3 protein-coding genes are annotated in these 26,927 nt (G+C 75.2%); all 3 read right to left on the bottom strand.

All coding sequences use genetic code 11. From position 1 onward, the window contains the following. Positions 1-9,603 (bottom strand): type I polyketide synthase (locus tag MXD57_RS29245; protein ID WP_250405190.1); only part of this gene is annotated, 9,603 nt, incomplete at its 3' end. 91 nt (positions 9,604-9,694) lie between these two features. Then, complete coding sequence (locus MXD57_RS29250; protein ID WP_250405191.1) at positions 9,695-25,462, bottom strand: type I polyketide synthase; 15,768 nt, start codon at positions 25,460-25,462, stop codon at positions 9,695-9,697. Positions 25,463-25,802: 340 nt separating this feature from the next. Next, positions 25,803-26,927: beta-ketoacyl reductase (locus tag MXD57_RS29255; protein WP_250405192.1), on the bottom strand; the 1,125-nt coding region annotated here is incomplete at its 5' end.

The raw sequence follows: 26,927 nt of genomic DNA on the forward strand, positions 1-26,927 counted from the left end.
ATCGAAGCCCGCGACAGCCGCCCGCACCAGCCTCGGCACCAACACCACACCGCCCCGGACCGCCACCTCCGGCTCACCCGCCGCCAGGGCCGCCGCCGCCTGCCCGGGCAGGCCCTGCCCGTCGGCGTCCGTGTCGGCGTCGAGGTCGACCAGGCCGAATCGGCCGGGGTGCTCCGTGCCGGCGGACCGGACCAGGCCCCACACCGCCGCACCCGCGAGATCGCGGACGGGCTCGGAGGGACCGGTCGTCATCGCCCCGTGCGTCACGAACACCAGCCGGGCGTCAGCGAACCTTTCGTCGGCGAGCCAGGCTCGTACGAGGGCGAGCGCGGCGGAAGCGCGCTCGTGCACGGCGTGCGGCAGCGCGCCACCGGCCGCCCCGGTCCCCGTGCTCGGGCCGGAGCCGACGAACACCAGCTCCGGCACGTCGGCACCCGCGTCGGCGAGGGCCGTGAGGTCGGCGTACGGGACGGCTTCCAGCCCCGGCACCTCCGTGCCGAGCACCGCCGGCACGGTTGCCGTCGGCTCCGCCGCACGGCCGGCCGGGAGTTCGGTCCAGTCGATCCGGTACAGGGACTCCTGGTGACCACCGCGCGCGGCGCCGATCTGCTCGGCCGAAACCTCCCGCAGGGTCAGCGCGTCCACCGAGGCGACGGGGTCGCCGGCCGCGTCCGCCAGTTCCAGGGACACCGTGCCGGGGCCGGCGGCAGCGAGCCGGACCCGTACCGCCGAGGCACCGGCCGCGTGCAGCCGTACACCGCTCCAGGCGAACGGGAGGCGCGCGCCACCGTCGGCCGCGTCTTCCTCGGGGCCCGTCAGCAGATCGCCGAGGGCCAGGGCGTGCAGCGCCGAGTCGAGCAGGGCGGGGTGCAGTCCGAAGGAACCGGCGTCGGTCCGGGCCCCGTCGGGCAGGGCGAGCTCGGCGAACAGCTCGCCGTCGCGCCGCCAGGCCGCCCGCAGCCCCTGGAACAGGGGCCCGTAGGCGAGGCCGGACGCGTCGAGGAGGTCGTACACGTTCTCCACCGGCACCGGGGCCGCGTCGGCGGGGGGCCACGCACCGAGGTCGGCGCCCGCGTCCCGGAGGTCGTCCGAGAGGAGTCCGTCGGCGTGGCGGACCCACGATCCGTCCTCGGCGTCGGGGCGCGAGTGGACGGCCACAGGGCGGCGGCCGGAGCCGTCGGGAGAGCCGACCACGACCTGGACCTGGACCGTGCCCGTCTCCGGGAGGATCAGCGGTGCCTGGAGGGTCAGCTCGTCCAGGGCCGGGCTGCCGGCGTGTTCGCCCGCGTGCAGGGCCAGTTCGACGAGTGCCGTGCCGGGGAGCAGGACCGAGCCCAGGACGGCGTGGTCGGCCAGCCAGGGGTGTGTCCGCAGCGAGAGCCGGCCGGTGAACACGCGCTCGTCGGAGTCCGCGAGCGCGACGGCCGCGCCCAGCAGCGGATGCCCCGCCGTGGCCAGCCCGAGCCCGTGGGCGTCGCCGGGCAGCGGGGTGCCCGTCTCGGGCCAGTAGCGCTCGCGCTGGAAGGCGTACGTCGGCAGGTCGACGCGCCGGGCACCCGTGCCGGCGAAGTAGGCGTTCCAGTCGACGGGCATGCCGTGGACGTGGGCCTGGGCGAGGGCGGTGTTCAGGGTCTCGGCCTCGGGCCGGCCGGCTCGGAGGGCGGGCGCGAAGACCGCCGCGTCCGCCTCACCGGGCAGGCAGTCCTGAGCCAGGGCCGACAGGACGCCGTCCGGGCCGAGTTCGAGGTACGTGGTGACCCCTGCGGCATCCAGGAAGCGCACGCCGTCCAGGAAGCGGACGGCCTCGCGGACGTGCCGCACCCAGAAGTCCGCCGACCCCATCTCGTCCGTCACCAGGGCGCCGGTCAGGTTCGACACGACCGCGATACGCGGAGCCTCGTACGCGATCGACTCCGCGACCGTACGGAAGTCCTCCAGCATCCCGTCCATGTGCGGCGAGTGGAACGCGTGACTGACGGCCAGCCGCTTGGTCTTACGACCCTGTGCGTTGAAGTGCTCGGCAACGACCACCGCGTCGGCCTCGTCGCCCGCGACCACGACCGACTGCGGCCCGTTGATCGCCGCAATGCTGACCCGCTCGGTGAGCAGCGGCAGGACCTCGTCCTCCGACGCCTGCACCGCGACCATCACGCCACCGGACGGCAGCGCCTGCATCAGACGCCCACGCGCCGCAACCAGCGTGCACGCGTCCTCCAGCGAGAACACACCCGCCACATGCGCGGCCGCGATCTCACCGACCGAATGCCCCGCCACGAAGTCCGGCGTCACGCCCCACGACTCCAGCAGCCGGAACAGAGCCACCTCCACCGCGAACAACGCCGGCTGCGCGAACTCCGTACGATCCAGCACCTCGCCGTCCGTGCCGAACAACACGTCCAGCAGGGGAAGGTCCAGGTGGGCGCACACCGCGTCCAGCGCCTCCGCGAACACCGGGAAGGCCTCGTACAACTCCCGGCCCATACCCAGCCGCTGACTGCCCTGCCCCGTGAACAGGAACGCCGTGCGGGTGCCCTTGGCCGCCGTGCCCCGGACCGGTCCGGGGGTGGTAGCCGCCCGGTCGTCGGCGAGGGCGTCGAGGGCGGTGACCGCGGTGGCGGCGTCCGTCGCGAGGACGACGGCGCGGTGGTCGAACAGCGCCCGTCCCGTGGCGAGCGAATGGGCCGCGTCCGCGAGGGGCGTGTCGGGGTGGGCCGCCAGGTGGGCGCGCAGGGCGCGGGCCTGGGCGGAGAGGGCGTCGGCGCTGCGGCCCGAGATCCGCAAGGGCAGCAGGGGCAGCGGGACGTTGGGGGCGGGTGCGCCCGGAACGGTCCCGGCGGTGCCCGCGGTGTCGTCCGGGGCGGTCTCCTGCGGGGCCTGTTCGATGATGGTGTGGGCGTTGGTCCCGCTGATGCCGAACGACGACACGCCCGCCCGGCGCGGGCGACCGGTCTCCGGCCACGGCACCGGCTCGGTGAGCAGGGTGACCGCGCCTTCGGACCAGTCGACGTGCTGGGTCGGCCGTTCGGCGTGCAGGGTCGGCGGGAGCATCCCGTGGCGCATGGCCAGGACCATCTTGATGACGCCGGCGACACCGGCGGCGGCCTGGGTGTGGCCCAGGTTCGACTTGATGGAGCCGAGGAGCAGCGGACGGTCGTCCGTACGCCCCTGGCCGTAGGTGGCGAGGAGCGCCTGCGCCTCGATCGGGTCACCCAGCGTCGTACCCGTACCGTGCGCCTCGACCGCGTCCACGTCGGCCGCCGACAGACCGGCACTCGCGAGCGCGGCACGGATCACACGCTGCTGCGAGGGACCGTTGGGGGCCGTGAGCCCGTTGCTCGCACCGTCCTGGTTGATCGCCGAGCCCCGCACGACCGCAAGCACCGGGTGCCCGTTGGCACGCGCGTCCGACAGCCGCTCCACGAGCAGCATGCCGACGCCCTCGCCCCACCCCGTACCGTCCGCGGCCGCCGCGAAGGCCCGGCAGCGGCCGTCGGCGGACAGTCCGCGCTGGCGGCTGAAGCCGACGAAGGTGCCGGGGGTGGCCATGACGGTGACGCCTCCGGCCAGCGCCATGTCGCACTCGCCGGTGCGCAGCGCCTGGATCGCCATGTGCAGGGCGACCAGGGACGACGAGCAGGCGGTGTCGATGGTGACGGCGGGGCCTTCGAGCCCGAAGGTGTAGGAGACCCGGCCCGAGGCGATGCTGCCGGTGCTGCCCGAGCCGAGGGAGCCTTCCGCTCCCCCGGCCGAGCCTTCCAGCAGGGCGGCGTAGTCGTGGTACATCACGCCGGCGAAGACGCCGGTCCGGCTGCCGCGCACGGTCGCCGGGTCGATACCGGCCCGTTCGAAGGCCTCCCAGGTGGTCTCCAGGAGGAGCCGCTGCTGGGGGTCGGTGCCGACGGCCTCGCGGGGGGAGATGCCGAAGAACGTCGGGTCGAAGGCGGCGGCGTCGTGGAGGAAGCCGCCGTGGCGGGTGTACGAGGTGCCGGGGTGGTCCGGGTCGGGGTGGTAGAGGCCCTCGACGTCCCAGCCGCGGTCGGTGGGGAAGCCGGAGATGGCGTCGCCGCCGCGCTCCAGGAGCCGCCACAGTTCCTCGGGGCTGGTGACGCCGCCGGGGAAGCGGCAGCTCATGGCCACGATCGCGATCGGGTCGTCGACGGCGGCGGGCGCGGGTCCGGTGGCGGCGGGGGTGTTCCCGGTGCCGCCGAGTTCGGCGGTCAGGTGCCGGGCGAGGGCGAGCGTGGTCGGGTGGTCGAAGACCAGGGTGGCGGGCAGGCGCCGGCCGGTGGCGGCACCGAGGCGGTTGCGCAGTTCTACCGCCGTGAGGGAGTCGAAGCCCAGGTCGGTGAAGGCGTGTTCGGGGTCGATGGCGCCGGGGGAACCATGGCCGAGTACGTCGGCGACGTGGGTGCGGACCAGGTCGAGGAGCAGCCGCTCCCGCTCGGGCGCGTCGAGGCCGCCGAGCCGCTGTTCCAGGGCGGAGAGGTCCGTGGTGCCGCGCGCGGCGGCGGCACGGCGGGCGGGTGCGCGGACCAGCCCGCGCAGCAGCGGGGGTACGTCCGTCCCGGGGGTGGCGGCGGGGAGGGTGAGCCGCATGGGGACGAGCAGGCCCATTCCGGGAGCCGGGGTCGCGGGGTGGTCCTCGGCCGTGTCCAGGGCGTGGGCGAGGTCGAGGAGCGCGAGGCCCTCGTCGGCGGTGAGGCCGTGGACGCCGCCGCGCTTCATCCGGTCGAGGTCGGCCCGGTCCAGGGCGCCGGCCATGCCGTCGGTGTCCTCCCACAGGCCCCAGGCGAGCGACCGGCCGGGCAGTCCGTGGGCGCGCCGGTGCTGGGCGAGGGCGTCGAGGAAGCTGTTGGCGGCGGCGTAGTTGGCCTGGCCGGGAGCGCCGAAGACGCCGGCGGCGGAGGAGAAGAGGACGAAGTCGGCCAGGTCGAGACCGCGGGTCAGTTCGTGGAGGTTGAGGGCCGCGTCGGCCTTGGGGCGCAGGACGGCCGAGAGGCGTTCGGGCGTGAGGGAGTCGATGATGCCGTCGTCGAGGACGCCGGCGGTGTGGACGACGGCCGTGAGCGGACGGTCCCCGGGCACGGCGGCGAGGACCGCCGCCAGGGCCTGCCGGTCGGCCGCGTCACACGCCGCCCAGGTCACCCCCGCACCCGACTCGGCCAGTTCACGGGCCAGTTCGGCCGCGCCCGGCGCCTGGTCGCCCCGGCGGCTGAGCAGCAGCAGGTGCCGCACACCGTGCTCGGCCACCAGATGACGGGCCACCAGCCGACCGAGCGTACCGGTCGCACCGGTCACCAGCACCGTCCCCCCGGCACCGTACGCCGACGACCCGGCGAAGGCTCCGGCGGGGACCCTGGCGAGTCGGGGTGCGCGCGCCGTGCCGTCGCGCAGGGCGAGTAGCGGCTCGTCGGTCGCGAGCAGGGCGTCCAGCGTCGCGGGGTCGACGGGACCGGTGGGGTCGGCGTCCACGAGGACGAAGCGGCCCGGGTGTTCGGCCTGTGCGGAGCGCACCAGGCCCCAGACCGCCGCGTGCACCGGGTCGGGCACCCGGTCGCCGGTGGTGGCGGCGACGGCGCCGTGCGTGAGCAGGACGAGCCGGGTGTCGGCGAGCCGGTCGTCGGCCGTCCAGCGCCGCAGGAGGCCGAGCGCCCGGTGTGCGGCCTCGTGGACCGCCCCGGGGGTGAGCGCGGACGGTCGCGGGTGCGGGACGAGGACGGCGTCCGGCGCGGGGGTGCCCGCGTCGAGGGCCTCGGTCAGCTCGGCCAGGTCCGTGTGGTGGGTGACGTACCGGCCGGGCGCGAGGGACCCGGGGGCCACCTCCTCGTCCTGGGTGTCCGTGGCGGTCGGCGGCGCGCCGAGCACCGCCCAGCGCCGGGCGTGCGCGGGCGCGGGCGCGTCGGGGAGCGTGAGCGGGGTCCAGTCCACGCGGAACAGGGCGTCGTGGAGGCCGTTCGCGGCGGGGCCCGGCTCGGCCGGGGAGACCGTGCGCAGGGCGAGCGAGGCGATGTCGGCGACGGGCTGTCCGGCGCCGTCGGCCAGCGCGACGGACACGGCGTCGGGTCCGGCCTGCGTCAGCCGTACGCGGAGCACGGTGGCACCCACGGCGTGCAGGGTGACGCCCGTCCAGGAGAACGGCAGCCTTCCCCGGCCGGTGCCCTCGACCAGTCCGGCCAGGCCGATGGTGTGCAGCGCCGCGTCGAGCAGCGCGGGGTGCAGGGCGAACAGGGCGGCGTCGGCGCTCTGTTCGGTGTCCAGCTCGATCTCCGCGTAGGCGGCGTCCCGGCCGCGCCAGGCCGCGCGGACGCCCCGGAAGGCGGGCCCGTACGCGAGGCCGGCCTCGGCGAGACCGGCGTACAGGTCTTCCACGGGCAGGGGGGTGGCGTCGGCCGGGGGCCAGACGTCGGGGGCGAAGGACGGGCCCGGGGTGCCGGTGGCGAGGACGCCGTCGGCGTGCCTGGTCCACGGTGCCGCGTCTCCGGCGCCGGGCCCGGCCTCGTCCGTGACGGGTTCGGGGCGGGAGTGCACGGTGAGGGAGCGGCGGCCAGTGGCGTCCGGGGCGCCGACCCAGAGCTGGACCTGGACGCCACCGTGCTCGGGCAGGACGAGCGGGGCGTGGAGCGTCAGTTCGTCGAGGTGGTCGCAGCCGACCTGGTCCCCGGCGCGTACGGCCAGTTCGACGAACGCGGTACCGGGCAGGACCACGGACCCCATGACGGCGTGGTCGGCGAGCCACGGGTGAGTGTCGAGGGAGAGGCGGCCGGTGCAGAGGAAGCCGTCCGTGCCGGCGAGCGCCACGGTGGCGCCGAGCAGCGGGTGTCCCGCGCTGCCGAGTCCGGCCGCCGACACGTCGCCGAGGGGCCGGCCCGCGTCGAGCCAGTACGTTTCGCGCTGGAAGGCGTACGTGGGCAGGTCGACGCGCCGGGCGCCGGTGCCCGCGTAGTAGGCGGCCCAGTCGACGCTCACCCCGCGGACGTGGAGCCGGGCCAGTGCGCCGGTGAGGGTCTCGGTCTCGGGGCGGCCCCGGCGGAGGAGGGGCACGAGGGCGGCGGTGTCGCCGGTGGGGCAGGCCTGGGCCAGCGCGGACAGGACGCCGTCCGGACCGAGTTCGATGTAGTGCGCGACGTTGCGGTCGGCGAGGGTGCGGATGCCGTCGAGGAAGCGGACGGCGTCGCGGACGTGGCGTACCCAGAACCCGGCCGAGGCGATCTCGTCGGTGGCCAGGGCGCCGGTGAGGTGGGAGACGAGAGGGATGCGCGGGGACGCGTACGCGATCGACTCCGCGACCGTACGGAAGTCCTCCAGCATCCCGTCCATGTGCGGCGAGTGGAACGCGTGGCTGACGGCCAGCCGCTTGGTCTTACGACCCTGTGCGTTGAAGTGCTCGGCAATGACCACCGCGTCGGACTCGTCACCCGCGACCACGACCGACTGCGGACCGTTGATCGCCGCGATGCTCACCCGGTCCGTCAGGAGCGGCAGGACCTCGTCCTCCGACGCCTCCACCGCGATCATCACGCCACCGGACGGCAGCGCCTGCATCAGACGCCCACGCGCCGCAACCAGCGTGCACGCGTCCTCCAGCGAGAACACACCCGCCACATGCGCAGCGGCGATCTCACCGACCGAATGACCGGCCACGAAGTCGGGCCTCACGCCCCACGACTCCAGCAGCCGGAACAGAGCCACCTCCACCGCGAACAACGCCGGCTGCGCGAACTCCGTCCGATCCAGCGCGGCTCGGTCGTCGCCGAACAGCACATCCTTCAGCGGCAGATCAAGCCGCGCACACACCGCGTCCAGCGCCTCCGCGAACACCGGATACGCCTCGTACAGCTCGCGTCCCATGCCGAGGCGCTGGCTGCCCTGACCGGTGAACAGGAACGCCAGTTTGCCGGCGACCGGGCGGCCGAGGGTGACGCCCGGGGCGGCGGGGGCGGCCGTGCCTTCGGGGTCGAGCGCGGCGAGGGCGTCCAGCGCGGCGGTGAGACCCGCCTGGTCGGGGGCCGTCAGGACCGCGCGGTGGTCGAAGGCGGTGCGCCCGGTGGCGAGGGAGAGGGCCGTGTCGCCGGCGCGGTGGCCGGGGTGGGCGGCCAGGTGCGCGCGGAGCTTGCGCGCCTGGCCGCGGAGGGTGGCCGGGGTCCTGGCGGAGAGGACCCAGAGCGGCGGTACGCGGGGCGCGGTGGCGGCGGCAGCGGTTTCCGCGGGCTCGTCGGCGTCGGGGGCCTGTTCGAGGATGGTGTGGGCGTTGGTGCCGCTGATGCCGAACGAGGACACGCCCGCTCTGCGGGGCGCGCCGGTCTCGGGCCAGGGCACCGGCTCGGTGAGCAGGGAGACGGCGCCTTCGCTCCAGTCGACGTCCGGGGTCGGTGCGTCGACGTGCAGGGTCCGCGGGAGGACGCCGTGGCGCATCGCCATGACCATCTTGATGATGCCGGCGACACCGGCGGCGGCCTGGGTGTGGCCCAGGTTCGACTTGATGGAGCCGAGCCACAGCGGCCGGCCGTCGGGGCGGTCCTGGCCGTAGGTGGCGAGGAGGGCCTGGGCCTCGATGGGGTCGCCGAGGGTGGTGCCGGTGCCGTGGGCCTCCACGGCGTCGATCTGGGTGGCCGACAGGCGCGCCCCGGCGAGGGCCTGGCGGATGACGCGCTGCTGGGAGGGGCCGTTGGGGGCGGTCAGGCCGCTGCTGGCACCGTCCTGGTTGACGGCGGAGCCCCGGACCAGCGCGAGGACGGGGTGGCCGTTGCGGCGGGCCTCGGAGAGCCGTTCCAGGACGAGCATGCCGGCGCCCTCGCCCCAGCCCGTACCGTCGGCGGCGGCGGCGAAGGACTTGCAGCGGCCGTCGCCGGCCAGGCCGCGCTGGCGGCTGAACTCGGTGAAGGTGCCGGGGGTGGACATGACGGTGACGCCGCCGGCGAGGGCGAGCGCACACTCGCCGTTGCGCAGTGCCTGGACGGCCAGGTGGACGGCGACGAGCGAGGAGGAGCAGGCGGTGTCGATGGTGACGGCGGGGCCCTCGAGCCCAAGGGTGTAGGCGACGCGGCCGGAGGCGATGCTGCCGGAGCTGCCGTTGCCGAGGAATCCCTCGACCTCCTCGGGCACGCTGAACAGCCGTGCGGCGTAGTCGTGGTACATCAGTCCGGCGAAGACGCCGGTACGGCTGCCGCGGAGGCCCGCCGGGTCGATCCCGGCCCGTTCGACGGCCTCCCACGAGGTCTCCAGCAGCAGCCGCTGCTGCGGGTCCATGGCCAGGGCCTCGCGGGGCGAGATCCCGAAGAACGCGGCGTCGAACTCGGCGGCGTCGTGGAGGAACCCGCCGACCCGTTCGTACGCCTCGATGCCGGACTCGGGGTCGGGGTCGAAGAGGACCTCGTCGTCCCAGCCCCGGTCCGTGGGGTAGGGGGTGACGGCGTCGCCGCCCCGGGCGACGAGGTCCCAGAGCCGTTCGGGGGTGTCGATGCCGCCGGGGTAGCGGCAGCTCATCGCGACGACCGCGATCGGCTCCTGCTCCCGCTCCTCCACCTCGCGCAGCCGTCGTCGTGCCTCGCGGAGGTCGGTCGTCGCCCGCTTGAGGTAATCGAGGTACTTCTCCTCGTTCACCATTTACGCCATCCCCGTGGTCAGAGTCGGAAAGCTCGCGCGGAGCCGGTGGTTCGGAAGGAGGGAGCCGCGGTGCGGTGCGTCCTGGAGCCGGTCAGGACAGCCCCAGTTCGTCGTCGAGGAGATCGAAGATCTCGTCGGCCGTCGCGGACTGGATTTCCCGCTCGTGGGCGGTGCTGTCCTGTGCACTGTGCGTTTCATTCCACTTCGCCAGAAGGTCTCGCAGCCGGGCGGTGATGCCCGCGCGTTCGACGTCGTCGGGGGCGACCGTCGAGAGGATCGATTCGAGCTTGTCGAGTTCCGCGTGGACGGGCCGGCGGGACGGGTCGCCCTGGCCGAGCCGCTCGCCGAGGTACGCGGCGAGCGCGGCGGGGGTCGGGTAGTCGAAGATCAGCGTGACGGGGAGCCGCAGTCCGCTGTGCGCCGTGAGCCGGTTGCGCAGGTCGACCGCCGTCAGCGAGTCGAAGCCGAGGTCGAGGAAGCCCCGGCCGGCGTCGACGTCGTCCGCGTCGGAGTGGCCGAGCACGGCGGCCACCTGGCCGCGGACCAGCTCCATGAGCGCCTGGTCGCGTTCGGCGGGCGCCAGACCCGCGAGGCGCTCCGCGAGGGAGCCGGCCGGATCCGTGGCGTGCCGGTTCGCGGTGCGCGTCCCGGAGTCGGCGGCGCGGCGCGCGGGGGTGCGCACCAGGCCGCGCAGCAGCGGCGGCAGGGTGCCGTCGGCGGCCTGGGCGCGCAGCGCCGCCGGTTCGGTCCGCATGGGTGCGAGGACGGCGTCGTCCAGCGTGTGGGCGGTGTCGAACAGCGCGAGGCCCTCGTGGGGTGCGAGCGCGGTCACCCCGCTACGGGCCATGCGGGCCAGGTCGGTGTCGTCCAAGGCGCCGGCCATGCCGTCTGCGGCGGCCCACAGGCCCCAGGCCAGTGACAGGCCGGGCAGTCCGCGGGCGCGCCGGTGCTGGGCGAGGGCGTCCAGGTAGCTGTTGGCGGCGGCGTAGTTGCCCTGGCCGGCGGCGCCGAAGCAGCCGGCGACGGAGGAGAAGAGCACGAACGCGGTGAGGGGGTGACCCTCGGTCAGCTCGTGCAGGTTCCATGCCGCGTCGACCTTGGGGCGCAGGACGGTGTCCAGGCGCCGGGGGGTGAGGGAGTCGATGATGCCGTCGTCGAGGACGCCGGCGGTGTGGACGACGGCCGTGAGCGGACGGTCCCCGGGCACGGCGGCGAGGACCGCCGCCAGGGCCTGCCGGTCGGCCGCGTCACACGCCGCCCAGGTCACCCCCGCACCCGACTCGGCCAGTTCACGGGCCAGTTCGGCCGCGCCCGGCGCCTGGTCGCCCCGGCGGCTGAGCAGCAGCAGGTGCCGCACACCGTGCTCGGCCACCAGATGACGGGCCACCAGCCGACCGAGCGTACCGGTCGCACCGGTCACCAGCACCGTCCCCCCGGCACCGTACGCCGACGACCCGGCGAAGGCTCCGGCGGAGGCCGTTTCGGAGTCGGCCGTCGTGTCGGCGGCCCTGGCGATACGGCGCAGCCGGAAGGCGCGTGCCTCGCCGGCCCGCAGCGCGAGCTGCGGCTCGTCGGTGCCGAGCGCGGCGGCCAGGGCCCCGAAGGACGCCTCGGCGCCGTCGGTGTCCGCCAGGACGAACCGGCCGGGGTTCTCCGACTGCGCGGACCGCACCAGGCCCCACACGGGCGCGTGGATCAGGTCCGCGACCCGCTCGCCGGGGGCGGCGGCGACCGCGCCCCGGGTCAGGACCACCAGCCGGGCGCCGTCGAGGCGTTCCTCGGCCAGCCACTCCTGGACCAGGGCGAGCGCCTGGTGCGCGGCCGTCCTGGCGGCCGCGGCCGGGTCTGCGCCCGGGGCACCGGGGGGCAGGGGGACGACGACGACGTCGGGTGCCGTGGCGCCCGCCGCGAGGTCGGCGCGCAGCTCGGTGAGGCCCGCGTACGCGTCGAGCCGTTCGCCCCCGACCCTGAGGTCGGGCGCGTCGGCGCCGAGCACGGCCCAGCGCTCCCCGGCCGGGATGGTCCCGGCGGGCAGGGCCTGCGTGGTCCACTCGACGCCGAACAGCGACTCGTGGTGCGTGGCCGCTGCGTCCCGGCCCAGCTGCTCGGCCGTGACGGGCCGGAGGACCAGGGAGTCGACGGAGGCCACCGGCGCGCCGGTGGAGTCGGCGACGTCCAGGGCGACGCCGCCGGGCCCGGCGGCGGTGAGCCGGACGCGGAGCCCGGCGGCTCCGGACGCGTGCAGCCGTACACCGGTCCAGGCGAAGGGCAGTCGGGCCCCTTCGGCCGGGGCGTCGGTGGACGCGCCGGGGGTGCCGAGGCCCAGGGCGTGCAGGGCGGCGTCGAGCAGTGCCGGGTGCACCCCGTAGGCGGCGGCGTCGGCCTCGTGGGCCTCGTCGAGGGTGACCTCGGCGAACAGTTCGTCGCCGCGCCTCCAGACGGCGCTCAGTCCCTGGAAGGCGGGCCCGTAGCCGAGCCCGGCCGCTGCCGCCGCCGGGTAGAAGCCGTCGGTGGGGACGGGCTCGGCCCCGGCCGGCGGCCACTGGGCCAGGTCGGCGGCGCGCGTGGGCGCGGTCCGGGCGAGCACACCGGTGGCGTGCCGGGTCCAGGGCTCGTCGGCCGGGGCGTCGGCGCGGCGGGAGTGCAGGGTCAGCGTCCGGCGCCCGGAGTCGTCCGGTGCGTCGACGGCGAGCCGGAGCTGGACCGCGCCCTGGTCGGGCAGGGTGAGCGGGGCTTCGATGGCCAGCTCGTCGAGGGTGTCGCAGCCGGACTGTTCACCGGCCCGCAGGGCCAGTTCGACGAAGGCGGTGCCGGGCAGCAGGACGGTGTCCATGACCGTGTGGTCGGCGAGCCAGGGGTGGGTGGACAGCGCGAGGCGTCCGGTGAGGACCAGTCCGCCGGAGGCGGGCAGTTCGACGGTGGCGCCGAGCAGTGGGTGGCCGTCCGTCTCCAGGCCCGCCGCCATCACGTCCTCGGTGGACACGCCCACGTCGAGCCAGTAGCGCTTGCGCTGGAAGGCGTAGGTGGGCAGCTCGACCCGCCGGGCGCCGGTCCCCGCGTAGTACGCGTCCCAGTCGACCGGGACGCCCTGGACGTGGACGCGGGAGAGGGCGGCCGTCAGCGTGACGGCCTCGGGGCGGCCGGTGCGCAGCGCGGGCACGAGGACCGCGTCGGTGTCGCCGGTCAGGCACTCCTCGGCGAGGGCGGACAGGACGCCGTCGGGGCCGAGTTCGAGGTAGGTGGTGACGCCCTCGGCTTCGAGGGTGCGGACGCCGTCGAGGAAGCGGACCGCCTCGCGGACGTGGCGTACCCAGAAGTCGGCGGACGCCATGTCGTCGGTGACGAGCGCGCCGGTCAGGTTGGAGACGACGGGGATGCGGGGCGTCCCGTAGACCAGCCCCTCGGCGACCTTGCGGAAGTCGGCGAGGATGCCGTCCATGTGCGGCGAGTGGAACGCGTGGCTCACGCTGAGGCGCTTGGTCTTGCGGCCCTGGACCTCGAAGTGCTCGGCGATCGCCACCGCGTCGGCCTCGTCGCCCGCGACGACCACGGACTGCGGCCCGTTGATCGCGGCGACGCCGACCCGTTCGGTGAGCAGCGGGAGGACCTCGTCCTCCGACGCCTGCACCGCGATCATCACGCCACCGGTCGGCAGCGCCTGCATCAGGCGCCCGCGGGCGGCGACCAGTTCGCCGGCGTCCTGGAGGGAGAGCACGCCCGCCACGTGCGCGGCGGCGATCTCGCCGATCGAGTGGCCGGCGAGGAAGTCCGGCGTCAGGCCCCACGACTCGACGAGCCGGAACAGTGCCACCTCGACCGCGAACAGCGCGGGCTGGGTGAACTCCGTCCGGTCCAGCGCGGCCCGGTCGTCGCCGAACAGGACGTCCTTCAGCGGTGTGTCGAGGTGCCGGTCCAGTTCGGCGCAGACCTCGTCCAGCGCCCGCGCGAAGGCGGGGTACGTCCCGTGGAGCTCGCGTCCCATGCCCGGCCGCTGGCTGCCCTGGCCGGTGAAGAGGAAGGCCGTGCGGCCCTCGCGGGCGGTGCCGCGGACGAGTCCCGGCGAGTCCTCGCCGCGCGCCAGGGCGTTCAGGCCGCGCAGCAGTTCGGCGCGGTCCCCGGCGAGCAGCGCGGCCCGCTGTTCCAGTGCCGAGCGGGTGGTCGCCAGGGACAGTCCCAGGTCGACGGTGCGCAGCCCGGGGTCGGCGTGGACGTGGGCGTGGAGGCGGCGGGCCTGGGCGCGCAGCGCGTCCTCGCCGCGGGCCGAGACCAGCAGCGGGACGGGTACCCGCCCGGCGTTGGCGTCGGGTTCCGGCGAGGCCGGTGCGGGGTCCGGCTCGGGGGCCTGCTCGATGATGGCGTGCGCGTTGGTGCCGCTGATGCCGAACGAGGAGACGCCGGCGCGGCGCGGGCGGCCGGTCTCGGGCCACTCCACGGCCTCGGTGAGGAGGGACACGGCGCCCGCCGACCAGTCGACGTGCGGGGTGGGCTCGTCGACGTGCAGGGTCCTTGGGAGCAGCCCGTGGCGCATGGCCATGACCATCTTGATGACGCCGGCGACGCCCGAGGCGGCCTGGGTGTGGCCGAGGTTGGACTTCACCGAGCCGAGCAGCAGCGGCTGGTCGCCGGTGTGCTCCCGGCCGTAGGTGGCGAGGAGGGCCTGGGCCTCGATGGGGTCGCCGAGGGTGGTGCCGGTGCCGTGCGCCTCGACGGCGTCGACCTGTGCGGCGGTGACCCCGGCGTCGGCGAGCGCGGCGCGGATGACGCGCTGCTGGGAGGGGCCGTTGGGGGCGGTCAGGCCGTTGCTGGCGCCGTCCTGGTTGACGGCCGAGCCGCGCACGACCGCCAGGACCTGGTGGCCGTTGCGGCGGGCGTCCGACAGCCGCTCCAGCAGGAGCATGCCGGCGCCCTCGCCCCAGCCCGTGCCGTCCGCCGAGGCGGCGAAGGACTTGCAGCGGCCGTCGGCGGCCAGGCCCCGCTGGCGGCTGAACTCGATGAAGGTGCCGGGGGTGAACATGACGGTGACACCGCCCGCGAGGGCCATGTCGCACTCGCCGTTGCGCAGCGCCTGCGCCGCGAGGTGCAGGGCCACCAGCGACGACGAGCAGGCGGTGTCGACGGTCACCGCCAGGCCCTCCAGGCCGAAGGTGTAGGCGACGCGGCCCGACACGATGCTGCTGGAGCTGCCGGTGCCGAGGTAGCCCTCGACCCCGTCGGGCACGGCGTGCAGGCGTGCGCCGTAGTCGTGGTACATGACGCCCGCGAAGACGCCGGTACGGCTGCCCCGCACGGTCGCCGGGTCGATCCCGGCGCGCTCGAAGGCCTCCCAGGTCGTCTCCAGCAGCAGGCGCTGCTGCGGGTCCATCGCCAGCGCCTCGCGCGGTGAGATCCCGAAGAAGGACGCGTCGAACTCGGCGGCGTCGTGCAGGAAGCCGCCGTCCCGGGCGTAGGACGTGCCCTGGCTCTCCGGGTCGGGGTCGTACAGCCCCTCGGTGTCCCAGCCGCGGTTCTCGGGGAGCCGGGTGATGCCGTCCGCCCCGGCGGTGAGCATCTGCCACAGGTCCTCGGGGCTGCGTACCTCACCGGGGTAGCGACAGCTCATGGCGACGATCGCGATGGGCTCGTCGTCGGCCGCGGCGGTGACGGGGCCGCCGGTCGCCCGGGCCGCGCTGGCGTCGGAGTCGTCTCCGAGGAGTTCGGCGCGCAGGTGACGGGCGAGGACGGTCGGGTCCGGGTAGTCGAAGATCAGGGTGGCGGGCAGGCGCAGGGCGGTCGCGGCGTTCAGGCGGTTGCGGAGCTCCACGGCGGTGAGCGAGTCGAAGCCCAGCTCCTTGAACGCCCGGCCGGACTCGACGGCCGCCGGGCCCGCGTGGCCCAGCACCGCGGCGACCTGGGTGCGCACCAGGTCCAGCAGGACACGGTCCTGTTCGGCGGCGGACAGGCCCGCCAGTCGGCGGCGCAGCTCGGTCTCACCGGAGCCGGCCCCGGCGGCGTCGACGGTCCGCCGGGTCACCGCGCGGACGAGCCCGCGCAGCAGGGGCGCGACGGTGCCCGCCGCGGCCTGGGCGCGCAGGGCCTCGGTGTCGACCCGCATGAGGGCCACGGCCGCGTCGTCGAGGGAGACGGCCGTGTCGAACAGGCCCAGTCCGTCGGCGGCCGTCAGCGGCGGCAGTCCGGCCCGGCGCATCCGGTTGACGTCGGCCGCGTCGAGCGCGCCGGCCATGCCGTCGGCGACGGACCACAGGCCCCAGGCCATCGCGGTGGCCGGGAGGCCGTGGGCGCGGCGGTGCTGGGCGAGGGCGTCCAGGAAGGAGTTGGCGGCGGCGTAGTTGCCCTGTCCGGGGCCGCCGAAGAGGCCGGAGGTGGAGGAGAAGACCACGAAGGCCGACAGGTCGAGGTCGCGGGTCAGCTCGTGCAGGTGCCAGGCCGCGTCGACCTTGGGGCGCAGGACCGTGGACAGCCGCTCGGGGGTCAGCGAGGTGATGACCCCGTCGTCGAGGACGCCCGCGGTGTGGACGACGGCGCTCAGCGGGTGCTCGGCGGGCACGTCCGCGAGCAGCGCGGCCAGCGCGTCCCGGTCGGCCACGTCGCACGCGGCCCAGGTCGCGTGGGCGCCCGCCCCGGCGAGTTCGGCGGTGAGTTCGGCGGCGCCCGGCGCGTCGGCACCGCGACGGCCGACGAGGAGCAGCCGGTCCACGCCGTGCTCGGCGACGAGGTGCCGGGCGGTGAGCCGGCCCAGCGCACCGGTGGCGCCGGTGATCAGAACCGTTCCGCCGGGTCCGAACGCGGGGGCTCGGCCGGGCTCGTCCCGCCGGGTCTCGACCCGGGCGAGGCGGGGGACGCGCACGGAGCCGGCGCGCAGCGCGAACCGCTCCTCGTCCGAGGCGAGGGCGGCCCGCAGGGCGCGGTCGGACAGGTCGTGTCCGTCGGTGTCGACGAGCGCGATCCTGCCGGGGTTCTCCGTCTGCGCGGACCGCAGCAGGCCCCACGCCGTGGCGGCGGGGAGGTCGGTGACGTCGTCGTCCGGGCCGGCCGCGACCACCCCGCGGGTGACGAACACCAGACGGGAGGCGGCGAACCGCTCGTCGGCCAGCCAGGCCCGGGCGAGCGCCAGCGCGTCGTGGGCGGCGGCGTGCACGGCCGGCGCGGTGAGGGCGCCGGACAGCGGCGCACGCTCGACGAGCACCTCGTCCGGTACGGCCGTCCCGGCGTCGACGGCGGCGGCGAGCGCGGCCAGGTCGGGGTACCGGTCGGCGCCGGGGTGGCGCTCGGAGCCGTCGCCCGCGGGGCCGGTGGTTCCGGTGATGAGCGCGTACCGGACCTCGGGGGCGGTCGCGTGCGCGTCGGTGCCGGGCAGCTCCGTCCACTGCTGGCGGAACACCGACTCGTGGTAGGTCGTACCGGCCGCGCGGAGCTGGTCGGCCGTCACGGGGCGCAGCCCCAGCGACTCGACGGTCGCGACCGGGGCGCCCGAGGCGTCGGCGATCTCCAGCCGGACCCCTTCGGCGCCGGCCGGCGAGAGGCGGACGCGCAGCGCGGCGGCACCGCCGGCGTGCAGCGACACGCCCGACCAGGCGAAGGGCAGCCTGCCCCGGCCGTCGTCGGCGCCGATGCCGCCCAGGCCGATGGCGTGCAGGGCCGCGTCCAGCAGCGCCGGGTGCAGGCCGAACCGGCCGGCCTCGTCCTCGGCGCCCTCCGGCAGCCTGACCTCGGCGTAGACCTCGCCGTCCCGCTGCCATGCCGTGCGCAGGCCCCGGAAGGCGGGCCCGTAGGCGAACCCGATGTCGGCGAGCTGGTCGTACCGCCCGTCCAGGTCCACCTCGGTGGCGCCGGCCGGGGGCCAGTCCGCCGGGCCGGACGCGGCCGGGGTGCGCCCGCCCACGGCGAGCACACCGCTGGCGTGCCGCGTCCACGGCTCCTCGGCCGCCAGCCCCTCGGCCCGCGAGTGCAGGGCGAGCGGGCGGCGCCCGTCCTCCTCGGCCGCGCCCACCCACACGCGGAGCTGGACGCCCCCGTGCTCGGGCAGGACCAGCGGGGCCTCCAGCGTCAGCTCCTCGAGGTGGTCGCAGCCGAGCTGGTCAGCGGCGCGGGTGGCCAGCTCCACGAAGGCGGTGCCGGGGAGCAGGACGCTGCCGAGGATGGCGTGGTCGGCCAGCCAGGGGTGCGTGGAGAGTGCCAGCCGCCCGGCGAACACCATGCCGTCCGACTCGGGCAGGGCGACCCCGGCGCTCAGCAGCGGGTGCCCGGTGTCGTCCAGGCCGATCGCCTCGACGTCGCCGAGGTGGAGGGAGGACACGGCCGGCCAGTAGCGCTGTCGCTGGAAGGCGTAGGTGGGCAGGTCGACCCGCCGGGCGCCGGTGCCGGCGAAGTACGCCGCCCAGTCGACGGGGACGCCATGGGCGTGGACCCGGGCGAGGGCGGTGGTGACGGTCTCGGCCTCGGGCCGGCCGCCGCGCAGCGCGGGCGTGAGCACGGGGGCGGTGTCGGTGTCGCCGGTCAGGCAGTCCTGGGCGAGGGCCGACAGGACGCCGTCGGGGCCGAGTTCGAGGTAGGTGGTGACCCCGGCGGTCTCCAGGGCGCGGACGCCGTCCAGGAAGCGCACGGCGTCGCGGACGTGCCGTACCCAGAAGTCCGCCGAGCCCATCTCGTCGGTGACGACCGCACCGGTCAGGTTCGACACCACGGCGACACGCGGAGCCTCGTACGAGATCCCTTCCGCAACGGCCCGGAAGTCCTCCAGCATCCCGTCCATGTGCGGCGAGTGGAACGCGTGGCTCACGCTCAGGTGCTTGGTCCTACGGCCCTGTGCGTTGAAGTGCTCGGCGATCGCCACCGCGTCGGCCTCGTCGCCCGCGACGACCACGGACTGCGGCCCGTTGAGCGCGGCGATGCCGACCCGCTCGGTGAGCAGTGCAAGGACCTCGTCCTCCGAGGCCTGGACGGCGATCATCACGCCACCGGTGGGCAGCGCCTGCATCAGGCGTCCGCGGGCGGCCACCAGCGTGCACGCGTCCTCCAGCGAGAACACCCCGGCCACGTGCGCGGCGGCGATCTCCCCGATCGAGTGACCGGCCAGGAAGTCCGGCTTCACGCCCCAGGTCTCGACGAGCCGGAACAGTGCCACCTCGACCGCGAACAGCGCGGGCTGGGTGAACTCCGTCCGGTCCAGTGCGGCCCGGTCGTCGCCGAACAGGACGTCCTTCAGCGGTACGTCGAGATGGGCGTCCAGGTGCGCGCAGACCGCGTCCAGCGCGTCCGCGAACGCCGGGAATGCCTCGTACAGCTCCCGGCCCATGCCCGGCCGCTGGCTGCCCTGACCGGTGAACAGGAACGCCGTCTTCCCGGCGACCGGCGCGCCGGTGACGACGCCCGCCGCCGTGCCGTCGTCCGCCAGCGCGGCGAGGCCCGCCAGCAGACCCTCGCGGTCCGCCGCGACCACGGCCGCGCGCTGTTCGAACGCCGAGCGGCCGACCGCCAGGGACAGGCCCAGGTCCACCGGGCGCAGTTCGGGGTGACGTGTGGCGTGGGCGAGGAGCCGGCGGGCCTGGTCGCGCAGGGCGTCCCGGCTCCTGGCCGAGACGAGCCACGGCAGCGGGCCGTCGGCGCGTCCGGTGGCCACGGGGGGCGTCGGGAGGCCGGCAGGCGGGTCCTCGGGCAGGTCGTCCCGGGCCGGGGCCTGCTCGATGATGGTGTGGGCGTTCGTCCCGCTGATGCCGAAGGACGAGACGCCGGCCCGGCGCGGACGGCCCGTCTCCGGCCACGCCTGTGCCTCGGCCAGCAGGCGTACCCGGCCCGCCGTCCAGTCGACGTGCGGGGTCGGCTCGTCCACGTGCAGCGTCTGCGGGAGCACCCCGTGCCGCATCGCCAGGACCATCTTCATCACCCCGGCCACGCCGGCGGCGGCCTGGGTGTGGCCCAGGTTCGACTTGATGGAGCCGAGCAGCAGCGGCCGGTCCTCGGGCCGGTCCTGGCCGTACGTGGCGAGCAGGGCCTGGGCTTCGATGGGGTCGCCGAGGGTGGTGCCGGTGCCGTGCGCCTCGACGGCGTCGACGTCGGCGGTGGTGAGGCCGCCACCGGCGAGGGCCTGGCGGATGACGCGCTGCTGGGACGGGCCGTTGGGGGCGGTCAGGCCGTTGCTGGCACCGTCCTGGTTGATCGCCGAACCGCGCACCACCGCCAGCACCGGGTGCCCGTTCCTGCGGGCGTCCGACAGGCGCTCGACGAGGAGCATGCCGACGCCCTCGCCCCAGCCCGTACCGTCCGCGGCAGCGGCGAACGCCTTGATGCGGCCGTCGTCGGCCAGACCCCGCTGGCGGCTGAAGTCGATGAAGGAGGCGGGGGTGGACATCACCGTCACACCGCCGGCCAGCGCCATGGTGCACTCGCCCTGCCGCAGCGCCTGGATGGCCCAGTGCAGGGCGACCAGCGACGACGAGCAGGCGGTGTCGACGGTGACGGCCGGACCCTCCAGGCCCAGGACGTAGGAGACTCGGCCGGAGACGACGCTCGCCGCGTTGCCGGTGCCGAGGAAGCCCTCGACGCCGTCGGGAGCGGCCAGGATGAGGTTCAGGTAGTCCTGGCCGTTGGTGCCGGTGAAGACGCCGACCTGCTCGCCCCGCACGGTGGCGGGGTCGATGCCGGCCCGCTCGAAGGCCTCCCAGGACGTTTCGAGGAGCAGCCGCTGCTGCGGGTCCATCGCCAGCGCCTCACGCGGCGAGATCCCGAAGAACGCCGGGTCGAAGTCGGTGGCGTCGGCCAGGAAGCCGCCCTCGCGGACGTAACTGGTGTTCTCGGCGACGGACTCGGGGTCGTACAGCCCGTCCAGGTCCCAGCCGCGGTCGGCGGGGAACCCGGAGATGGCGTCGCGGCCGGTGACGAGCAGCTCCCAGAGGTCCTCCGGGGTGCGCACGCCGCCGGGGAAACGGCAGCTCATCGCCACGATGGCGATCGGGTCGTCGTCGGTGGCCGGCCCGGCGGACGCGGGGGCGCGGTGGGCCGTGTCCGGTGCCCGCGAGCCGAGCAGTTCGTCCTGGAGGAAGGACGCCAGGGCGAAGGAGTTGGGGTAGTCGAAGATCAGGGTCGCGGGCAGCCGCAGGCCGGTGCGGGCGGTGAGGAGGTTACGGATCTCCACCGCGGTGAGGGAGTCGAAGCCGAGGTCCCGGAAGGCGCTGGCCGGGTCGACGGAGTCCGGTCCGGCGTGGCCGAGCACGGCGGCCACCTGGGTGCGGACGAAGTCCAGGACCAGCCGGTCACGTTCGTCGGCGGTCGCGTCCGCGAGACGCGCGGCGAGGGCGTCGGCGGGGCCGCCGGGCTCGCCGGCGGCGGAACCCTGGGCCTGGGCAAGGGCCTCGACGGCCTCGGGGAGGTCGCCGATCAGGGGGCAGGGGCGTACGGCGGTGAGGCCGGGGGCCAGCCGCTGCCAGTCGATGTCGGCGACGACGGAGGCGGTCTCGTCGAGGGTGAGTGCCGTGCGCAGCGCGGACAGGGCCGTCGTGGGCGCGAGGGCGGGCAGGCCGGACTGCCGGAGGCGTTCGGCGACGAGGTCGTCGGTGGCCATGCCGCCGTCGGCCCAGGCGCCCCAGGCGAGGACGGTGGCGGGCAGCCCGTCGGCGCGGCGCTGCTCGGCGAGGGCGTCGAGGTGGGCGTTGGCGGCGGCGTAGTTGGCCTGTCCGGCGGCGCCGAAGACGGCGGCGACGGAGGAGAAGAGGACGAAGGCCGACAGGTCCAGGTCGCGGGTCAGCTCGTGCAGGACGTGCGCCGCGTGCGCCTTGGGGCGCAGCACGCCGGCGAGACGGGCCGGCGTCTGGGCGTCCAGGACGCCGTCGTCGAGTACGCCGGCTGCGTGGACGACCGTGGTCAGCGGGTGCTCGGCGGGGACGGCCGCGAGGAGCGCGGCGACGGCGTCGTGGTCGGCGACGTCGCAGGCGGCGAAGGTGACCTCGGCGCCCAGCTCCCGCAGTTCGGCGGCGAGTTCGCCGGTGCCCTCGGCGTCCGGGCCGCGCCTGCTGACCAGCAGCAGGTGGTCGGCCCCGGCCGTGGCGAGGAGGCGGGCGACGTGCCGGCCGAGTGCACCGGTGCCGCCGGTGACCAGGGCGGTGCCGGTGGTGGTCCACTCGGTGGCGGGGCGCTCCTCGCGGGGGGCGCGGGCCAGTCGGCGTACGAAGACGCCGGTGGAGCGTACGGCGAGGTGGTCCTCGGTACCGAGGCCGCCCAGGACGTCGGCCAGGCGGCCGGTGGCGCGCTCGTCGGGCGTCTCGGGCAGGTCGACGAGGCCGCCCCAGCGGTGCGGGACTTCGAGGGCCGCGGTGCGGCCGAGGCCCCAGACCTGGGCCTGGGTGACACCGGTGAGCCGGTCGGAGCGGCCGGTGGAGACGGCGCCCCGGGTGGCGGCCCACAGCGGGGCGTCGACACCGGCGTCGCCCAGGGCCTGGACCAGGGCGGTGGTGGCGGCGAGCCCGGCGGACAGCGCCGGGTCCTCGGGGTGGGCCCGCTCGTCGAGTGCCAGCAGGGACAGCACGCCGGCGGGGGCGACGGCGGGCGAGGCGGCTTCGGCGCCGGCACCGGCGTCGGGGGTGGCCTCGGGCTCTGCGGCGGTGGCTGCGGGGTCGGGAGTTGCCTCGGCGTCGAGGGTGGGCCCGGTGGTCGCTCCGGTCCGCGCGAGGGTGTCGCCGATGTGCCGGGCCATGGCGGCGCGGTCGTCGAGGGCCGCGTCGAGCACGACGGTGCTGACGGAGGCGCCGCGGGCGGTCAGCGCGGCCCGGGCGGCCGTGGCCCACGGGTCGTCGGCGTGTCCGGCGGGGACGGCGAGCAGCCAGTGCCCGGTGAGGGGGGCGGAGGTCGTGTCCGTGAGCGGCTTCCAGGTGACCCGGTAGCGCCAGCCGTCCACGGTGTCGCGGTCGCGGTGGCGGCGGTGCCAGGCGGAGAGGGCCGGCAGCACGCTGCTGAGCGGCTCGTCCCCGTCGACGCCGAGGGTGTCGGCGAGCGCGGCGAGGTCCTCGCTGTCGACGACCTCCCAGAACTTCGCGTCCCCGGTGCCCAGTTCGCCCCCTTCGGCGGGGCCCGTCAGGTCGGTGAAGGGGTCGCGCGGCCAGTACAGCTCGCGCTGGAAGGCGTAGGTCGGCAGGTCGACGCGCCGGGCGCCGGTGCCGGCGAACCGGGCGGCCCAGTCCGGGGACAGGCCGCGCACATGGGCGCCCGCGACGGCCGCGGCCACCGACCAGACCTCGCTCCGGCCGGCCCGCAGCGCGGGCAGGAAGGCAGCGGCACGGGGGCCGGTGGCGGTCCGGCACTCCTGGCCGAGGGCGGACAGGACGCCGCCGGGGCCGAGTTCGACGTAGGTGGTGACCCCGCGGCTCTCCAGCCAGCGGATGCCGTCGAGGAAGCGGACGGCGTCGCGGACGTGGCGTACCCAGAACCCGGCCGAGGCGATCTCGTCGGTGGCCAGGGCGCCGGTGAGGTGGGAGACGAGGGGGATGCGCGGGGACGCGTACGCGATCGACTCCGCGACCGTACGGAAGTCCTCCAGCATCCCGTCCATGTGCGGCGAGTGGAACGCGTGGCTGACGGCCAGCCGCTTGGTCTTACGACCCTGCTCCTCGAAGTGAGCGGCGATCGCCACCGCGTCGGACTCGTCACCCGCGACCACGACCGACTGCGGCCCGTTGATCGCCGCGATGCTCAACCGGTCCGTCAGCAGCGGCAGGACCTCGCCCTCCGACGCCTCGACGGCGATCATCACGCCACCGGACGGCAGCGCCTGCATCAGACGCCCACGCGCCGCAACCAGCGTGCACGCGTCCTCCAACGAGAACACACCCGCCACATGCGCGGCCGCGATCTCACCGACCGAATGACCGGCCACGAAGTCGGGCCTCACACCCCACGACTCCAGCAGCCGGAACAGCGCCACCTCCACCGCGAACAACGCCGGCTGCGCGAACTCCGTCCGATCCAGCACGGCCCCGTCGTCCCCGAACAGGACGTCCTTCAGCGGCCGGACGAGACGGGCGTCGAACTGCCCGCAGACCGCGTCCAGCGCCTCCGCGAACACCGGATACGCCTCGTACAGCTCGCGTCCCATGCCGAGGCGCTGGCTGCCCTGACCGGTGAACAGGAACGCCAGTTCGCCCTCGGTGGCGCTGTCCTCGAAGACGTCGGCGCAGGGGCGGGCCTCGGCGAGTGCCGCGAGCCCGGCCATCAGGGTGTCCCGGTCGTGGGCGACGACGGCGGCCCGGCGGTCCAGGGCGGCGCGGGTGAGTGCCTGCGAGAAGGCGACGTCGGCGAGACCGAGGCCCGGACGGGTGGTGAGGTGGGCGTGCAGGGCCGCGGCCTGGGAACGCAGGGCGGCCTCGGTCCGGCCGGACAGGACCACGGGCAGGGCGGCCGCCCGCCCGCTCGGGGGCGACGCGTCGGCGGCCGCCGGGGCGGTCTCCGGCGCGCCCTCCGCACCGCTCCCGGACGCGCTTTCCGCACCGTTCTCCGGCGCGCTCTCCAGGATGATGTGGGCGTTCGTGCCGCTCATACCGAACGACGAGACGCCGATACGGCGCGGCTGGTCGGTCAGCGGCCACGGCCGCGCCTCGGTGAGCAGGGACACGTCCCCCGCCGACCAGTCGACGTGCGGCGTCGGCTCGTCCACGTGCAGGGTGCGCGGCAGCACACCGTGGCGCATCGCCATGACGCTCTTGATGACGCCCGCGACACCGGCGGCGGCCTGGGCGTGGCCGATGTTGGTCTTGAGGGAGCCGAGCCACAGCGGCCGGCCGTCGGGGCGGTCCTGGCCGTAGGTGGCGATGAGGGCCTGCGCCTCGATGGGGTCGCCGAGGCCGGTTCCGGTGCCGTGGGCCTCGACCGCGTCGACCTGGTCGGGGGTGAGCCGGGCGTTGGAGAGGGCCTGGAGGATGACGCGCTGCTGGGAGGGGCCGTTGGGGGCGGTCAGGCCGTTGCTGGCACCGTCCTGGTTGACGGCGGTGCCACGGATGACGGCGAGGACGGGGTGCCCCTTGCGGCGGGCGTCGGAGAGCCGCTCGACGAGCAGGATGCCGATGCCCTCGGCGAGGCTGAACCCGTCGGCGTCGGGCGAGAACGCCTTGCACCGCCCGTCGGTGGCGAGCCCGCGCTGCTTGCTGTAGTCGATGAAGGTGCCGGGCGCCGACATCAGGGTGGCACCACCTGCGAGTGCCAGCGAGCACTCGCCGTTGCGCAGCGCCTGCACGGCCAGGTGGAGGGCGACCGAGGAGGACGAGCAGGCGGTGTCGACGGTGACGGCAGGGCCCTCGAGCCCGAAGGTGTAGGAGAGCCGGCCGGAGGCGACGCTCGCCGCGTTGCCGGTGCCGAGGTAGCCCTCCACGTTCTCGGACGAGCTCAGCAGCGCGGTGAGGTAGTCGTGGTTGCTGGTGCCGACGAAGACGCCGACCTGCTTGCCGCGCATGGACGTCGGATCGATCCCGGCCCGCTCCAACGCCTCCCACGAGGTCTCCAGCAGCAGCCGCTGCTGCGGGTCCATCGCCAGCGCCTCGCGCGGGGATATCCCGAACAGGGACGGGTCGAAGCGCGCGAAGTCCTGGACGAAACCGCCCTGGTTGGCGTAGCTCGTGCCCGGGTGCTCGGGGTCCGGGTGGTAGACGGTGTCCATGTCCCAGCCGCGGTCGGCGGGGAAGCCGGTGATGGCGTCACCGCCGTCGACGACGAGCTGCCACAGCTCCTCGGGGGAGCTGATGCCACCGGGGTAGCGGCAGCCCATGCCGACGATGGCGATGGGATCCTGGTTCTTCGCTTCGACGTCACGCAGCCGCTGACGCGTCTGGTGCAGATCCGCCGTCACCAGCTTCAGGTAGTCCCGCAGCGTCTCTTCATTCGCCATTTAACGCAACCACCCATTTGCAGCAGACGGCATAGGAATCTGTTTTGAAAAAGCCGAGAATTACATCGGGCATTCAGTCGTCCCAGCCGTGACCGAATCGACCGATCAGCGGCAGGCTATTCGCCGCCCAATCCTCTCGACAACCCCTAACTGCCCCCTATGCACCCCTGGATGGCAGGGTGCACAGGGGGCAGTGGGGCCCTATGTGAATTCGCCCAGGGGGCTGACCATCCTGACCAATAACCGGAGTTCCGTCAATAACGAATGCATGGGATATCCGGTCGGCCGGGACTGCGGTCAGGCGCGGGGCCCGGTATCCGGTCGGGCGCGGCCGATCCGGTCAGCCGCGACCCAGCCCCTTGTTGATGAAGGCGAACAGTTCCTCGTCGCTGGCGTCCTGCAGCAGTTCGACCTCGTCGAGGACGCCGTCCGCCGGGTCGGCCGGCCCCGTCCCGTTCCCGTCGGCCGCCGACGCAGCCGGGGCCGCCGGGTCCTCGCTCTCGTTCCACTTCGCAAGCAGCGACTGGAGCCGCATGGTCACCCGGGCCCGCACGACGTTGTCGGCCGTGCCCCGCTCCAGAACCGCCTCCAGCTTGTCCAGCTCCTCCAGCAGCGGGGCCCCGCCGGCCGCCGCGTCCGGGACGATCCCGGCACGGAGGAAGGTGGCCACGGCGGCGGGCGTCGGGTGGTCGAAGACCAGGCTTGCGGGCAGCTTCAGGCCGCTCGCCGCACCGAGCCGGTTGCGCAGCTCGACCGAGGTGAGCGAGTCGAAGCCCAGCTCCTTGAACGCCCGGCCCGCCTCGACCGCCGACAGGTCCGGGTGCCCCAGCACGGCCGCCACGGCAGTGCGGACCAGCTCCAGCAGCAACCGCTGCTGCTCCACCTCCGGCAGCCCGGCGAGCTGCCGGCCGAGCGCCACTCCCCCGGCCTGCTCGTCGGCGGACTCGCGCCGGGTCGTCTCGATGATCCGGCGCGCCTCCGGCAGCTCCAGCAGCAGCGGCCTGTCCCGGTCGGCGGTGAAGGCCAGCGTGAACCGCTTCCAGTCCATGTCGGCGACCGTCAGGGTCGTCTCGTCACGGTCCAGGACGTGCTGCAACGAGGCCAGGGTCCGCTCGGGGGACATCGCGAGGATGCCGTGCCGGCGCATGCGGTCGCCCGCGGCGCTCTCCTCACCCTGCGAGCCGCCCCACGGGCCCCAGGCGATGGACGTGGCGGGCAGCCCGGCCGCACGGCGGTACTCGGCGAAGGCGTCCAGGAAGGTGTTGCCGGGTGCCTGGTTTCCCTGGCCGGGGGCGCCGAAGGTGGCGGCGAAGGACGAGAACAGCACGAACGCCGAAAGGTCAAGGTCCCGGGTCAGCTCGTCCAGGTGACGCGTCGCGTCCACCTTGAGGCGCAGCACGCTCTCCACCTGCTCCGCGGTGAGCGTCTCGATGACACCGTCGTCCACGACCGCCGCCGCGTGGAA

The organism is Streptomyces cellostaticus, from assembly GCF_023630175.1.
GTDB classification, from domain to species: Bacteria; Actinomycetota; Actinomycetes; order Streptomycetales; family Streptomycetaceae; genus Streptomyces; species Streptomyces cellostaticus_A.

What these genes read in the sequence shown, in the direction of transcription:
- MXD57_RS29250 (WP_250405191.1), bottom strand. Translation starts at nt 25,462, where the DNA reads ATGGCGAATGAAGAGACGCTGCGGGACTACCTGAAGCTGGTGACGGCG.